Source organism: Azospirillum argentinense (genome assembly GCF_000632475.1).
Lineage (GTDB): Bacteria > Pseudomonadota > Alphaproteobacteria > Azospirillales > Azospirillaceae > Azospirillum > Azospirillum baldaniorum.
This window is the reverse complement of record NZ_CP007794.1, coordinates 457,556-470,124: the sequence shown is the minus strand read 5'-3', so window position 1 is coordinate 470,124 and position 12,569 is coordinate 457,556. Positions and strand designations below refer to the sequence as shown.

The window sequence follows — 12,569 nt, the reverse complement described above, 5'->3', positions numbered from 1 at the left end:
TGTCCCGCGAAACCCTGCCCGCGAAACACCGAGGTCCGTCCCATGCCCGACACCGCCCTTCCCGCCACCGCGCAAGAGGGTGCGCGCGTTCTGACCGTGTCCGACAGCGCCGCCAAGCGCGTCGCCTTCCTGATCGAGCATGAGGGCGACCCGGCCCTGATGCTGCGCCTGACCGTGTCGGGCGGCGGCTGCTCCGGCTTCCAGTACGGCTTCGCCTTCGACGCCACGGCGAACGAGGACGACCATGTGTTCGAGAAGAACGGCGTGAAGGTCGTCACCGACGACGTCTCGCTGGACCTGCTCGCCGGCTCCACCCTCGACTATGTCGAGGACCTGATGGGGGCCGCCTTCCAGATCAAGAACCCGAACGCCACGGCCTCCTGCGGCTGCGGCAACTCCTTCGCCGCCTGACGGTTCCTTTCTCCCCTGGCCTTTGCCGAACAAGAAGAACACGACGTGAAGATCGCCACCTGGAACGTCAATTCGGCGAAGGCCCGCCTTCCGCTGATCACCGACTGGCTGCGCGCGGAGTCCCCGGACGTCGCGCTTCTGCAGGAGATCAAGTGCGAGACCGCGGCCTTCCCCCGCGCCGCCTTCGAAGACCTCGGCTACCACGTCACGCCGGTGGGGCAGAAGTCCTACAACGGCGTGGCGTTCCTCTCCAAGGCGCCGCACGAGGACGTGCTGACCCGTCTGCCCGGCGAACCGGAGGACGAGCAGGCCCGCTATGTCGAGGCCACGGTGGGCGGCGTGCGCATCGCCTCGCTCTATCTGCCCAACGGCAATCCGCTCGGGACGGAGAAGTTCGCCTACAAGCTCCGCTGGATGGACCGGCTGCACGCCCATGCCCGCGGCCTGCTGGCCCAGGAAATCCCCTTCGTTCTGGGCGGCGACTACAACATCATTCCGGAACCGCGCGACGTCTTCGACCCGGTGGCCTTCGCCGGTGACGCCCTGTTCCAGCCCGAATCGCGGGCGAAGTTCCGCGCCCTGCTGAATCTGGGTCTGACCGAAGCCTACCGCGCGCTGCACGACGACGACCACGCCTACACCTTCTGGGACTATCAGGCGGGCTGCTGGCCCCGGGACCTGGGGTTGCGCATCGACCACTTCCTGCTGTCCCCGCAGGCCGCCGACCGTCTGGAGGGCTGCCGCATCGACCGCCGCCCGCGCGGTGCGGAAAAGGCGTCCGACCATACGCCCGTCCTGCTCGACCTGCGCGACGGGTCAGACATTTCTTAAATTTTTTCGCGCATCCTCAAGGCCGACTCGGAAACCGAGCGAGCGTCCATCCGCGGGGAGAGGCGGCAAGACGATGGTCTGGGGACAGGACAGCGGCCGTAGAGCGATCGAAGAACTGCTGACGGCCATTGAGCAGCAGACCGGCGAGGCGATCGCTCTGGGCGCGCGTGCGCAGCGCGACATTCAAGAGGATCGCTTCTCCTCCTTCCTCGGCTTCCGCCGGAAGGTGGAAGAGGTGCGCGCCCTCGTCGCGCTGACGGAAGAGCGCCTGACGACCGTCAACACGGCTAAGCTGGCCGACCTGCGCACGGAGTTCGAACGGATCGACTTGTTGCTGACCGGCCTGCTGGCCCGCGCCACGCGGAACTATTTCGAACGGATGCGGGACGATCAGGCGCTTCCCATCGGCGCCCGCGAACTGTTCGAGCCGGAATTGAAGATCATCGAGGAGATGCGCACCAAGTTGGACCGCCCACATTACGCGGGCCGCGTCTCGGCCACGGTGATCGAGGATCTGGAAGCGACCGGCGTCATGATCCGCAAGGTCATCAGCCGCGCCCCCAGCCTGCCCGATTTCTCCGACTCCCCCACGCCCCCGAAGCCGACGAAGCGACTGTCGAACCTGGGCCGCCCGATCCGGATGTGACGCCCTCACGTTCAACGTCGGTGTTCGCTGCACAACGGGGCTCAAAAGCGAGTTGACCCCGGACCAGGGACACGGCATGTTCCCCCCGCTTCCGATCCCCGGCAAGCGGAGAGCCGAAATCAGGCTCCGTCTTTGGGGATCAAAGCGGGGATCAGCAGGCGATGGTCCCCCGACGCGCAAGGCTAAGCCCTTGAAGGCGTTGATTGGATGGGTGGCCGAGCGGTTTAAGGCTCCAGTCTTGAAAACTGGCGTGGGGGCAACTCCACCGTGGGTTCGAATCCCACCCCATCCGCCAATTCCTTCTTCGCCGAACTTCGCTGAACCCCGCTAAAACCGCATGTTTGCTGGCTTTTAGCCCGATACCTCCTTCGCCAGCCATCGCCCTTGACCGCCGGAAGCCGGCCCCTGATGATGGGTAGGATAGTGGGTAGCGCCTCGTACCCATCACCGCCGTCCTGACGCTGCTCCGTTACCCATCATAGGATACCCATCAACACGGGGCTAACCTTTTGATCCAGAGCGGAAAATGCCGAAAAAAGCTTCCGGCTTAACAGCCCGAAAGGTCGATACGATTCGGACCCCGGGCCTCTTCGCTGATGGCAATGGCCTCTACCTCCAGGTCACCGCCACGGGGGCAAAAACCTGGATTTTCCGCTACTCCATAGGCGGCAAGCGAAGGGACATGGGGCTGGGTTCAACCACCGTTGTCAGCCTCGCGCAGGCACGAGACAAGGCCGCAGAAGCGAAGAAGGCCGTAGCGGCAGGAACTGACCCGCTCGAAGCCAGGAAGGCTCAGGAGGCCGCTCAGGCGTTGCAGGCGGCCCGCGCCGTGACATTCAAGGAGTGCGCGGCCAGCTACATCGAATCGATGCAGGCCGGATGGAAGAGCGCCAAGCATGGAGCGCAATGGACGTCGACGCTCGAAACCTATGCCTATCCGTTGATCGGGAGCCTACCCATCAACGTCATCGACACCAACCTCGTGCTCAAGGTTCTGGAACCGATCTGGACCACCAAGACGGAGACGGCCAGCCGGGTCCGTGGGCGCATCGAATCGATTCTCGACTACGCCAAGGTCCGCGGGCATCGGTCAGGCGAGAACCCAGCCCGGTGGCGCGGCCACCTCGACCACATCTTGCCCGCCAAGAATGATGTGGTGAAGGTCGAGCATCACACCGCCCTGCCCTACGCCTCGATGCCATCGTTCTGGCCGAAGCTCCAGGTTCAGGACGGCATGGGGGCGCGGGCGCTGGAGCTGGCCATCTTGACCGCCACACGAACCAGCGAGGTTCTGGGCGCGAAATGGTCAGAGATCGACACGGAGAGGCGGGTTTGGATCATCCCGCCAGAGCGGATGAAGCCTGGTGTCGAACATCGGGTGCCGCTGACGGAACCGACCCTCGCACTGCTGCGAAAGATGAGCGCGATCCGGAGGGGAGAGCTGGTGTTCACCGGGCAGACCAAGGACCGCCCGCTTTCCAACATGGCGATGAACATGACGCTCCGCAGAATGAAGCTGGACGTCACCCCTCATGGATTCCGCAGCACGTTCCGGACCTGGGTTGCCGAGAAGACCCATTTCCCGGACGACGTAGCGGAGGCAGCGTTATCCCATACACAGGGCAACAAGGTGGTGGCCGCCTATCAGCGCGGGGATCTGTTCGAAAAGCGGCGTATGCTGATGCAGGCGTGGGCACAGTTCGTAACCGGGTTGGACGAGGAAACCGAACAGGTCGATGGGTAGTGCCCCACCGTGGGGCAAACCCCTCTCCGCCGTGAAGTCGGTTCTTATCATCGTGGCAAGAACCCCTTGGTTCAGACCGCCGGCTCCTGAAAAGTCAGGAGCCGGCGCAATCCCGCCATGTGCCGACGTTCTGATCCGCTTGCTCGCTAACTGGAGTGAGCAAGAATGTTACTTCCGGAAGCCCACCGTCAGCCTTGATGAGCCGGTGTTCCTGGAACTGCACGAAGCGGTTTTGGCTGAACACCGCGTGGCTACCGGGGTGGCCCCGTGGAGCAACGTGCGATCGGCATCGAGACCACCCTTGCGAGTCGGCTGAGAGTTGAGTGCGCGACCACCCCAGGCTAGTATCACATCCGTGGCTCACGAGCCTATCCGGCACCCCGAACCGGGGTGAACCGAACAGGACGAAATCAGTCGGAAAGATCGTTCCGACTTTCGGAAAGACATTTCCGGTTTGTCTTGTCCTATCTCAGATAGATTTGTGTGATTGTTGACTTCGCCTAAGGCTGAACGTCACGATGTGCTGGTCCAACACCTTGTTGCGACAGCCTGCTGGCCGATAAAGCCAGAACTCGTTGAGGGGAGACCGGCTAGGGGGGGCGGACGGGCGGTGAACTGGTCACCGCCCCGCCGCTCACACTGGAGAGGATAGGATGAAAGAGTGTTTCATCCTCCTGATCCTTGCTCTGGAGATCATCAAGCGGTTGCTTGAACTTCTCAGCTAAGATCAGGTTCGGAGGACGGGATCGCACCCCGTCCTCCTCTCCAATGATCTTATTTCGCCACATGTGACGATTCAAGCGCAGCACACTCCGAATCTGCGGTGGGGCGGATGCACACCGCACAGCCAGCTATGGCCGTGGGCCGCATCCTGGCCGGCGACACCGGCCCGAGCACCTACAGCACCAACGAGAAGCCGGAGGGGCTTGTTAACTGATCCTTGGCCGTGGGGGCCACAGCTTTAGAGCGCCAATCAAAACTCCATCTCCATGAACTCAAGCTGTTAATTTTGCTCGGCACAGCGGAGGTTTTGATCTGCCCTCTTAACGAAGTGGGGCAGTGCGAGAGCGGTGACAGCGTAAAATTACGATCACAACAGCTTATGGGCCAAGCAATCTAGATGGCTGTGGACGCAGGAGCCAGGGCTTGACTTGCGTTTATAATCATAACCAATGGATGAAAGCTACTGTTGGCATCATGGATAAAAATGGAATTGATTTGGCCTCTAAAGCTAATGGCCATCTTTTTGTGGCAACAGTCATTTTGGAGATTATAAGTGCCACAGAGTGGATTGGGGGGATATTCGTTAACGCCTACTCCCGCAAGAGGGCGTGATGGTCTTGTGCGACCCATTCTTCGCTTGCATTCATCGCTCGCATTGAACTACAAACGTGCATGCCATGCATCGTACGACGCGCCTTCCGCAAGATAGGTTTGAGAAAGGTAATAAGTAAAAATGATAAGAAGCCTGAAAATACACAACTTCAAATCGTTCTCGTCTCTTACGAATTTTGAGCTCGGAAAAATAAATCTTTTGTATGGACCCAATTCAGCAGGGAAAAGTTCTGTAATTCAATCGATACTTCTTTTGAAGCAATCTTTTGGGCAAAGTGATTTTCCAGGTCAGAGGCGCCGGCAAATTGCTACTGAGCTTGTGACCCAAGGGGAATTTGTTGACTTGGGTACCTTCAAGGCTCTCATTTCTGGCCATCAGGACACAAAGAGTCTATCTGTCTCAATAACTTCCGACCATTTAAATGATCGGACGCGCGCGATTGAGGGGGCAACTGAATTAACTCTTACATACAAGAAAGATCAGCTTTATTCATTTTCGGCATCTTTGCATGGAAATCTGAGTGCGACTCTTAAGTTATCTCGTGAAAGAGATAGCCGAGGAGAAGACAATCAAAATGATTTATTTCCGGATGCAAGGCCTAAGCTTTTAAAAAGGTTTGGCATCCTAAAACGATACCAGAAACCTTTCTCGCGCGATATGGGGGCGGAAAGCTTTTTGAGGTTCATTTATGACACTAGAATGTACTATTTTGATAAGTCAGTCTTCAACAAAAAATACCCTGAACAGCAGATCGTCGATGCATTAGATAAGTACCAAATGGATTTCTCAGTCTATCGCCCGCCTGGGAGGATGGAGGGGAGAGATAAACTTACCATGCATATCGAGTCAATAGTTGACTCTTTTATTTCGAGTTGTACCTATAATACTTCTAGAGCTTTGTCTCTTGTAAGCTATCTAGGTCCGTTCCGTAGCTATCCACAAAGATTTTATTCATTCTCGGGGGCGGCTGCGTCTACTGTCGGTGCTTCCGGAGAGAACATGGCGCATGTGATCTTCAAGAGTAGAAGAAAAATACAAGATGACATAAACAAGTGGTTTGCGAGATTTGATATTCCTTATACTCTCTCCGTTGAAAAGCAATCAAGTGATATATCGGGAAACTTGATTGTCTTAAAACTAACAGATAAAAAATCCGAAATAGCTGTATCCCCTAAGGATGTAGGTTTCGGCATTGGACAAATAATGCCCATCTTGACCGAGGGCATTATTTTTACTAGCAGAACTATCTGCGTTGAGCAGCCTGAGCTGCATTTGCATCCTCGTTTGCAAGCTCATTTAGGGGATTTCTTTGTTGAGACAGCGACGCCTAAGCCAGATAGTTTTGGAAGGGGAATTCAGTGGATTATCGAGACGCACAGTGAGTCGTTAATGCTGCGAATTCAACAGCATATAAAGAACGGGAAAATCAACGCAAAGGACGTCAAGGTATATTACATAGACAAAGATAAAGATGGATGGTCAATAGTTACTCCTTTGGAAATCGACAGCAAGGGGAGGTTTATAGACTCTTGGCCAGATGGTTTCTTTGCGGATTCTTATAGCGATATTCTGGGCTGGGCAAAGACGGGAAGTAAAAATGCTGGTTGAATTCTTCATTGATCCAGAGGCAATAGGGCATTCATCAACGTATGATGATGCTCTTTTTTACTCAAATTTTGAGAGTTTTTTGGAGAGCTGGAGGCGTTATGGGGTCTGGGTGTGTCCAAATAATAAGGAGTATATAGACTTACTTTCAGAGGCTCTTGTAAGGGCTCCGCAAGACGTAAGAACGTTATTCGAAAGGGCATCTGCGCGATTCCGGCGAGCCGATCTAGATTATGCCATGCTTCCGTCGCTTCCAGTTCGGCATCCACAGCATAGAACAGCATTCAATGCTTCTGTTGTCGGTATTAGTCCTTCCTCAGCTCGGTTTTTGTCGTTCAATGATCGTGAGTTTACTCGAATTTTTAGTCAAGAAGAGTTGGAGGTATGCAGGTTAGAAGCACTTGCGTCGTCTAATGCATTTAGAAAAACTCGTGAATTGTCTGAGAGCCCTATTATGCCCGGCGTCACTCGAGAGAGTGTTTGGAGAGAGCGTATCGATAAGCTTGTTCATTATTCAGCGACAATAATGATTGCAGATAAGTTTGCATTGGAACGGATTTGGAGAGCTGCGGACGCGATTAACAAATCGCCATCTGATGGCGTTGAAGAAATCATCGATAGAAATGGAACATGCTTTTTGCTTAATAAAGCCATATCGAATGGAAATGATAAGAACTTAATCATATATACCCAATCATTAAGCCAAACAAAAATAGAGCTATGTGAAAGATACTTGAAAGAGATTGTTTCTATAAATGGGGGAGCGTTGAGTTCTCTTCAGCTTCGCATGAAGACGAAGTATCCAGAGCATGATAGGTTCCTACGTTTTGATGATCATTGTGTATTAACTCTTGGAAGCGGAGTTGAGTTGCTGGACTGTGCAACTGTGGGGCCAAATGGTGACGATGATAAGTCGCACGATTGTAATATGAAAATTGTGTCTGAAATCTACAGAGAAATCGAAGGTAAGCTAAACAGGTTATGTACTAACAGAATAAGTATATTCTGAAGTGCATGCGCTAATATTTGGTAGGTTTATAGGCAATTTAGGTTGCGTCTTCAACGTAAAGGAAATTTATCAAGGGTGTATACACTGAGTGGCGGTGGGTTTAAATGCCGCCACGCACTAACGCATCGCAACTTCATTTTTTGATCTGTTGGGACGTAACCTGACGCTGCACTGCTCATTCAGCCTTCGGCAGATAACCCCGCTCAACCAACTAAGAGCTCCTATCAAAACCCGTGGAAAGTGGGCTGAAGCCGTTGATTTACCTCAGCCCTACCCGGTTTTGATCCGCACTCTAAGCCTTCAATACCCGCTCGACCAGCGACGATACCGACCGGTCATCATCCCTCACTGTGCGGGCGCAGCCGTGCGCCCGGACCCCCGTCGCCCTGGTAGGGTCCTTCGGGGATGAACTCGACGCCGGCCCCCTCAAGGGCGGTGCGCATCGAATCGATCGTGGTTTCCTTCACCCGTTCGCCGCGCTTGAAGCGAGCAATCGTGTCCATAGAGACGTTCGCCGCTGCCGCAAGATCACGGACGCCCCACTTTACCGCGGCCAGCGCCATGTCGAGTTGGATAGGGTGCATTTCTGAGCATCGCTACGATTGTCGTTGCAGGCATCGCCTGTTCGGAATATCGTAGCAGGGCTCAGATATCTGGGCAAGCGGCCGAACCGAGTGCTGGAACCACCCGGCCCGGCCTGACCACAATCGAGCTGACTGGAGCTACGGATCATGGCTGATTCCGAGAATACCACACCCTTGCCTTTATGGCGCCTTCCGCACGCGGTGCTGGGCAACCTGTTCGTGCCGGCGGAGGTGCGCCATGGCTGAACGTGACGACCCCGGGCAATCCGCCTTACCGTCGCTGCGTGCCCTGCTGCTTGGCACCGCGGCGCCGCTGTCCGACGCGCTGTCCGAATGGGAAAACGACTATCGGGCAACCGAAGCGGACCCGTCGCTCAGCGCCGACCAGCGCATTGCGCTCTGGATGGAGCAGGATCACACCCTCACCAAGCGCGTGCATGCCGTCCCCATCCGCAGCCTTGCCGATGCCTTGGCCGCCGCCGGCCAATATCTGAATCTGGCGCGGCAGGACATCACCACGCACGCGGTCCCGGAAGCCGTGGATATGGCCCTCGCGGAAGGGCTGCACGCCTACCTGTCCGAACTGCGGGCCACCGTCCAGGCCACGGAGGGGAGCAGCACCATCCCCGCGCTCGACATGACTTTCACGGATGCCGTCGCCTCGATCCGGCGGCGGTGGCGTGAGGCCGCTGAGGCGGACGACACCGAGTCGGACAAGATCGCTGCCGACGCGATCCGCATCACGGAAGCGGTGCTGAAGGCCGAACCCAGGACTCCCGCCGACGCTCTGGCACAGCTCGAATTGCTGGCCGATCCGGATACTGGCATGGCGGTTGGCGAAAGCGCCGACGAGACGGACGCCGCCACGATCCGGCGCGTTCATGCGGTGCTGGCTGGGGTGCCGTCCGGGATCGCGGCGGCTGGGACTGGCAGCACCATCCTCCCGTCGCTCGGGATGACCTTCACCCAGGCCGCCGACCGGATCGCCGCCAACCATGCGGAACACCTCGCCCTTCCCGATGAAGACGAGGAAAGCGCCGACCGGTTGGTGGATGAATGGAACACCATCACGCTCGCCGTCTCCGCCACGGCGCCGCAAACCATCACCGACGCCTTGGTGGTGGTGCGGATCGCCAGCCACCCATCTTCCACTCTGCCGTTCTGTGACGTGCACGCGGAAGGCTCGACCGCTGAGGCGCTTTTCGGCGCCTTGCTTCGGGCCGCTGCGTTCCTCTCCGCCATCCCGGCCGGGCCAGTGCAGAATCGCACCCAACCAGATGCTCATCTCCTTACCCTCTGGAATCGCTACACCGCCGCGGTGAGTGCCTACGAGGCGCTTCCCGACGGACTGACCGATGAAGACTACGAACCGTCCTGGCTCGTGGTGGATACCCTCAGGGACGAGATCGAAGCGACCATGCCCCTCACACTGGCCGGCGTCGCGGTACGGCTGAAACTGCACCTGATCGGACTGGCGGAGGATGCCGCGGTCACTCCGTCCTGTTTCGGCGGGCCGATGCCGGCGGTGCTGAATTCGGCCGGGGACCTCGTGGCGCTGTGGCGGCTGATTGCACACCTCGAAGGCGCCACGGTCGCCGCTGGACCATTCGTCACACCCACGGCACCGGAGACCGACGCTTTCGCGGAAACCATCGCGGCGTTCCGGACAGAGGCGCCGACGTCCCTGGCAATCCCCGACACCCCCACCGAAGCCATGGTGCAGGCCGGCGCCGCTGCGGGCGGGTGCCGTCCGGAGCAGGTCCGCACGATGTTCGCCGCCATGGTTGACGCCTATCATCGGGAGGCCGCGTGATGCCCGTCCTCCATTTCCCCGACCAAGGCACCCGGCGGGCGGCGGAAGTCGTCATCGACGCCCGACGCCTGACCATGCGCAACGCCGTGGATTGGCAACAGCAGATCGTGGCGGAGTGCCAGCGGCAACGGACCCTGACCCCCGCCGTGTTTCGGTTCCTGAAGGAGAGCGGCCTGTTGGACCGGTGCACCTTCCTCGCCTCCGAAGGACCGGCGGACCCGCTCCGGTTCTGCTACATCGGCGCAACCACGGTCGGGGTTCTCGGCCGCGGGTGGGCGCGCTCCGTTCTCGACCAGCCGGTGGACCGGGACCCACACACCGAGTTCGCCCGCCGCGTCGGGGCGGAGTATATCGAGGCCATGGTCGGCGGGGAGGCGCTCTTCAATCGCTTCGCCGTCGCCGGGCTCGGGCGGCCCTTCGATTATGTGCAGGCCCTGTTCGGCTGGTCGGACGGCGGGCGGCGTGCCGTGCTGGCCTGCATCGATGTGAAGGCGCTGCATTGAACAATAGCACGGATCAAAACCTCATTCTGGCGCATCAAGCCCTTTGGTGGACCTGCAGTCAGTAGAGGTTTTGATCCATGCTCAGACGAACCCAACGTGAGTTGATCCCCGGAAGCAGCCGAGAAGATTCGCTTGTCAATGTGTCCGTCGCCCGTGCATCTTCACCGTAATATTGATTCGCAGAGGGTGCCTATTGTGGCGAGAACGGAAAAGCAGTCGTTAGGGGATTGGGGAGAGAAAAAAGTCAGCGAATTATGTTTTTGTCCGTCGTGCAAACGGTCAAAGACGATGAAGCTTCTACCGCCAAACTTCAAATGCGCGGATTTGATCTGCGATTTCTGCGGCTATCTGTCTCAAGTTAAGACATGTACAGTTTCTGATGTGAATACCATCCCTCGGCAAATTCTAGGTGCGGCTTGGGAGCCTCAGCGTGAGAGAATGGAAGCAGCTATATATTTCTCTCTGTATTTAGTTCTTTCCCTGAAAGATCGATCGGATTTTTCAATTTACTTTTTATCGAAAGACTTACAGGAAGATGCCATGTTTGTTCCTAGAAAGCCACTGTCGCCTGCAGCTAAGCGCGCAGGATGGCAGGGTTACCTTCTTCAGTTGGATAATGTGAGGGGGCGCTTCGTGCGCCTGTTTTGGAGTGCGGGTCAAAACCTTGCTCCATTAGACCAAAGCTATTGAACTCGCTCAACCCAAGCAAGGTTCAGTCAGCAATCTTGTGCACCTATGTGGTCAAATCCAGCAGCACCCCCGGGCGGCACCACCGCATGAAGTGCAACGGGAGCCGCCCGACGCCGTTCTGGTGATAGAGGACGCCGGGCCGCTCCTCCAGCCGGCGCCGGCCACCGCCCCGCCCGCTCCACACCGGGACCGTCTCCGGATCGACCAAGCCGACCACCCATTTCGGGTTCCATCGGGCCAGGGCAGCCAGCCGCACCAACGCGCCCAGCCGGTGAAACAGCCCGGCCCCGCGCCAGTCCGGACGGGTCCAGCCAGCCACGATCCAGGCCACAGCACCACGGGTGTCGTAAGCTACTTCGCTCGGAGCGAAGCACCACTCATCGGCCGGCGGCATGCCGTCGTGGAACGCCGACAGGTCCGCCAGCCGGGCGCCGAAGCTGGAGGCCGTGCAGTCGAGCAGCACCACGGCGTGGGTGGCGACCACCTCCCCTTCCCCATCGACCAGCCCGAGCCAGAAGGCTGGGGCGCTGGCCGGCTTGGGCAGCATCGGGAACCAGCTCTCACGGTGCCGGGTGTTCAGCGCCTGCAGGTCCGGCCAGGACTCGCACAGGATCGGCGTCACGCCGCGGGCGACCAGTTCGCCGCACAGACGGTCTCGCGCGGCGCCCAGCGCAGGGACAAGCGGGCCGGCGCCCAGGTTCAGGGTTTCGACAAGGCGGAAATCGGGCGCGACAGTGCGCGCCGGGAACATGGCGTTCACGATAGGGTCCTTGGTGATGGAGAGAAGGGTTGCAACCCGAAACCATCGGGTTGCAAGGTCCGCCGGATCGGGCGAGCGTAACTGACCCGATTCTATCGGGTCACCTTCAAGCGCCCCACTGCGGGGCAGGTTTTCCCCGAAGCAGGGGAAAACCAACATCCCGGCGGAGGGTTACGGCGCGGCCAGGGTGGGCCACAGGCTCGACCATGCCGCCGACAGGAAGTCGGTCCCGGCGAACTGGTCCACGATGCCCAGGACGACGATGACGGCCAGGGCGGCGAGCTTCTTGGACTTCAGGACGTTCATGGTTGCGGCCCCTCCTTGCGGGCACAGAAAAGCCGCCGGGCGGGATGCCGGGCGGCTGGTTGACATTTCGAGGTGTGGTTGACAAACCGGCGCGCTGTTGACGTTTCGGCGGATTCGCCCACGCCGACGGCGCTGGGCTTTACGGAATCGGGCGCGAGATATGCGCGCGACTATGCGTGGCGGGTCGGGCGGCCGGCTTGCGGATATGCGCAAGTTCCCTGATTCTGCACTCCGCTTGACCTGAGACGCGGTTTTCGGGAACCCACTTGCGTGAGCGCCCGCGCCGCCTGATCCGGTCCTACGGGGTGGTTGGAAGAATCAGCTATTCGCA

Annotated in this window: 12 protein-coding genes and 1 tRNA gene; 10 read left to right on the top strand and 3 right to left on the bottom strand. The window is 58.4% G+C overall.

What is annotated here, in order from left to right; genetic code table 11:
* The first annotated feature begins 42 nt into the window (after positions 1 to 42).
* The 7 genes from erpA to ABAZ39_RS35670 all read left to right on the top strand — a co-directional run bounded on the left by erpA (position 43) and on the right by ABAZ39_RS35670 (position 7,582).
* Positions 43 to 411 carry an iron-sulfur cluster insertion protein ErpA gene (gene erpA, locus ABAZ39_RS16295; protein WP_040134010.1) on the top strand — a complete coding sequence of 123 codons (369 nt, stop codon included), beginning with the start codon at positions 43 to 45 and terminating at the stop codon, positions 409 to 411.
* Between the two features lie 45 nt (positions 412 to 456).
* A complete protein-coding gene (locus ABAZ39_RS16290; RefSeq protein WP_040134009.1) occupies positions 457 to 1,242 on the top strand; it encodes an exodeoxyribonuclease III in 786 nt (261 codons plus the stop codon).
* Positions 1,243 to 1,315: 73 nt separating this feature from the next.
* Positions 1,316 to 1,888 carry a hypothetical protein gene (locus ABAZ39_RS16285; protein ID WP_040134008.1) on the top strand — a complete coding sequence of 191 codons (573 nt, stop codon included), beginning with the start codon at positions 1,316 to 1,318 and terminating at the stop codon, positions 1,886 to 1,888.
* A gap of 205 nt (positions 1,889 to 2,093) precedes the next feature.
* A tRNA-Ser gene (locus tag ABAZ39_RS16280) sits at positions 2,094 to 2,183 on the top strand.
* A gap of 231 nt (positions 2,184 to 2,414) precedes the next feature.
* Positions 2,415 to 3,632, top strand: coding sequence for a tyrosine-type recombinase/integrase (locus ABAZ39_RS16275; RefSeq protein ID WP_051658182.1), 1,218 nt, complete (start codon positions 2,415 to 2,417; stop codon positions 3,630 to 3,632).
* A 1,456-nt stretch (positions 3,633 to 5,088) separates the two neighbouring features.
* Positions 5,089 to 6,576, top strand: a complete 1,488-nt coding sequence (locus ABAZ39_RS34310) for an AAA family ATPase (RefSeq protein ID WP_081863100.1) — start codon at positions 5,089 to 5,091, stop codon at positions 6,574 to 6,576.
* Entirely contained in the window at positions 6,566 to 7,582 is a 1,017-nt protein-coding gene (locus ABAZ39_RS35670; RefSeq protein ID WP_144243579.1) for a hypothetical protein, read from the top strand. The genes ABAZ39_RS34310 and ABAZ39_RS35670 overlap by 11 nt, the downstream gene beginning before the upstream one ends.
* 338 nt (positions 7,583 to 7,920) lie before the next feature.
* Here the strand turns inward: ABAZ39_RS35670 and ABAZ39_RS16270 are convergent, their stop codons facing one another.
* Positions 7,921 to 8,085, bottom strand: a complete 165-nt coding sequence (locus ABAZ39_RS16270) for an XRE family transcriptional regulator (RefSeq protein WP_372684167.1) — start codon at positions 8,083 to 8,085, stop codon at positions 7,921 to 7,923.
* A gap of 319 nt (positions 8,086 to 8,404) precedes the next feature.
* On the opposite strand from ABAZ39_RS16270, the gene ABAZ39_RS16265 reads away from it, so the two are divergent.
* The 3 genes from ABAZ39_RS16265 to ABAZ39_RS34305 all read left to right on the top strand — a co-directional run bounded on the left by ABAZ39_RS16265 (position 8,405) and on the right by ABAZ39_RS34305 (position 11,172).
* Positions 8,405 to 9,979, top strand: coding sequence for a hypothetical protein (locus ABAZ39_RS16265; protein ID WP_040134006.1), 1,575 nt, complete (start codon positions 8,405 to 8,407; stop codon positions 9,977 to 9,979).
* Entirely contained in the window at positions 9,979 to 10,482 is a 504-nt protein-coding gene (locus tag ABAZ39_RS16260; RefSeq protein ID WP_040134005.1) for a hypothetical protein, read from the top strand. The genes ABAZ39_RS16265 and ABAZ39_RS16260 overlap by 1 nt, the downstream gene beginning before the upstream one ends.
* Positions 10,483 to 10,635: 153 nt before the next feature.
* Positions 10,636 to 11,172 (top strand): DpnI domain-containing protein, encoded by a 537-nt coding sequence (locus tag ABAZ39_RS34305; protein ID WP_372684166.1) that lies wholly within the window; start codon positions 10,636 to 10,638, stop codon positions 11,170 to 11,172.
* A 43-nt stretch (positions 11,173 to 11,215) separates the two neighbouring features.
* Here ABAZ39_RS34305 and ABAZ39_RS16255 read toward each other — a convergent pair whose 3' ends face one another.
* Both ABAZ39_RS16255 and ABAZ39_RS37405 read right to left on the bottom strand, forming a co-directional pair.
* Positions 11,216 to 11,923, bottom strand: coding sequence for a hypothetical protein (locus ABAZ39_RS16255; RefSeq protein ID WP_040134004.1), 708 nt, complete (start codon positions 11,921 to 11,923; stop codon positions 11,216 to 11,218).
* 180 nt (positions 11,924 to 12,103) lie between these two features.
* Positions 12,104 to 12,238, bottom strand: coding sequence for a hypothetical protein (locus ABAZ39_RS37405; protein ID WP_257722225.1), 135 nt, complete (start codon positions 12,236 to 12,238; stop codon positions 12,104 to 12,106).
* Between the last annotated feature and the right edge of the window lie 331 nt (positions 12,239 to 12,569).

What these genes read in the sequence shown, in the direction of transcription:
- erpA (WP_040134010.1), top strand. Translation starts at nt 43, where the DNA reads ATGCCCGACACCGCCCTTCCCGCCACCGCGCAAGAGGGTGCGCGCGTT.
- ABAZ39_RS16285 (WP_040134008.1), top strand. Translation starts at nt 1,316, where the DNA reads ATGGTCTGGGGACAGGACAGCGGCCGTAGAGCGATCGAAGAACTGCTG.
- ABAZ39_RS16275 (WP_051658182.1), top strand. Translation starts at nt 2,415, where the DNA reads ATGCCGAAAAAAGCTTCCGGCTTAACAGCCCGAAAGGTCGATACGATT.
- ABAZ39_RS34310 (WP_081863100.1), top strand. Translation starts at nt 5,089, where the DNA reads ATGATAAGAAGCCTGAAAATACACAACTTCAAATCGTTCTCGTCTCTT.
- ABAZ39_RS35670 (WP_144243579.1), top strand. Translation starts at nt 6,566, where the DNA reads ATGCTGGTTGAATTCTTCATTGATCCAGAGGCAATAGGGCATTCATCA.
- ABAZ39_RS16270 (WP_372684167.1), bottom strand. Translation starts at nt 8,085, where the DNA reads ATGGACACGATTGCTCGCTTCAAGCGCGGCGAACGGGTGAAGGAAACC.
- ABAZ39_RS16265 (WP_040134006.1), top strand. Translation starts at nt 8,405, where the DNA reads ATGGCTGAACGTGACGACCCCGGGCAATCCGCCTTACCGTCGCTGCGT.
- ABAZ39_RS16260 (WP_040134005.1), top strand. Translation starts at nt 9,979, where the DNA reads ATGCCCGTCCTCCATTTCCCCGACCAAGGCACCCGGCGGGCGGCGGAA.
- ABAZ39_RS16255 (WP_040134004.1), bottom strand. Translation starts at nt 11,923, where the DNA reads ATGTTCCCGGCGCGCACTGTCGCGCCCGATTTCCGCCTTGTCGAAACC.
- ABAZ39_RS37405 (WP_257722225.1), bottom strand. Translation starts at nt 12,238, where the DNA reads ATGAACGTCCTGAAGTCCAAGAAGCTCGCCGCCCTGGCCGTCATCGTC.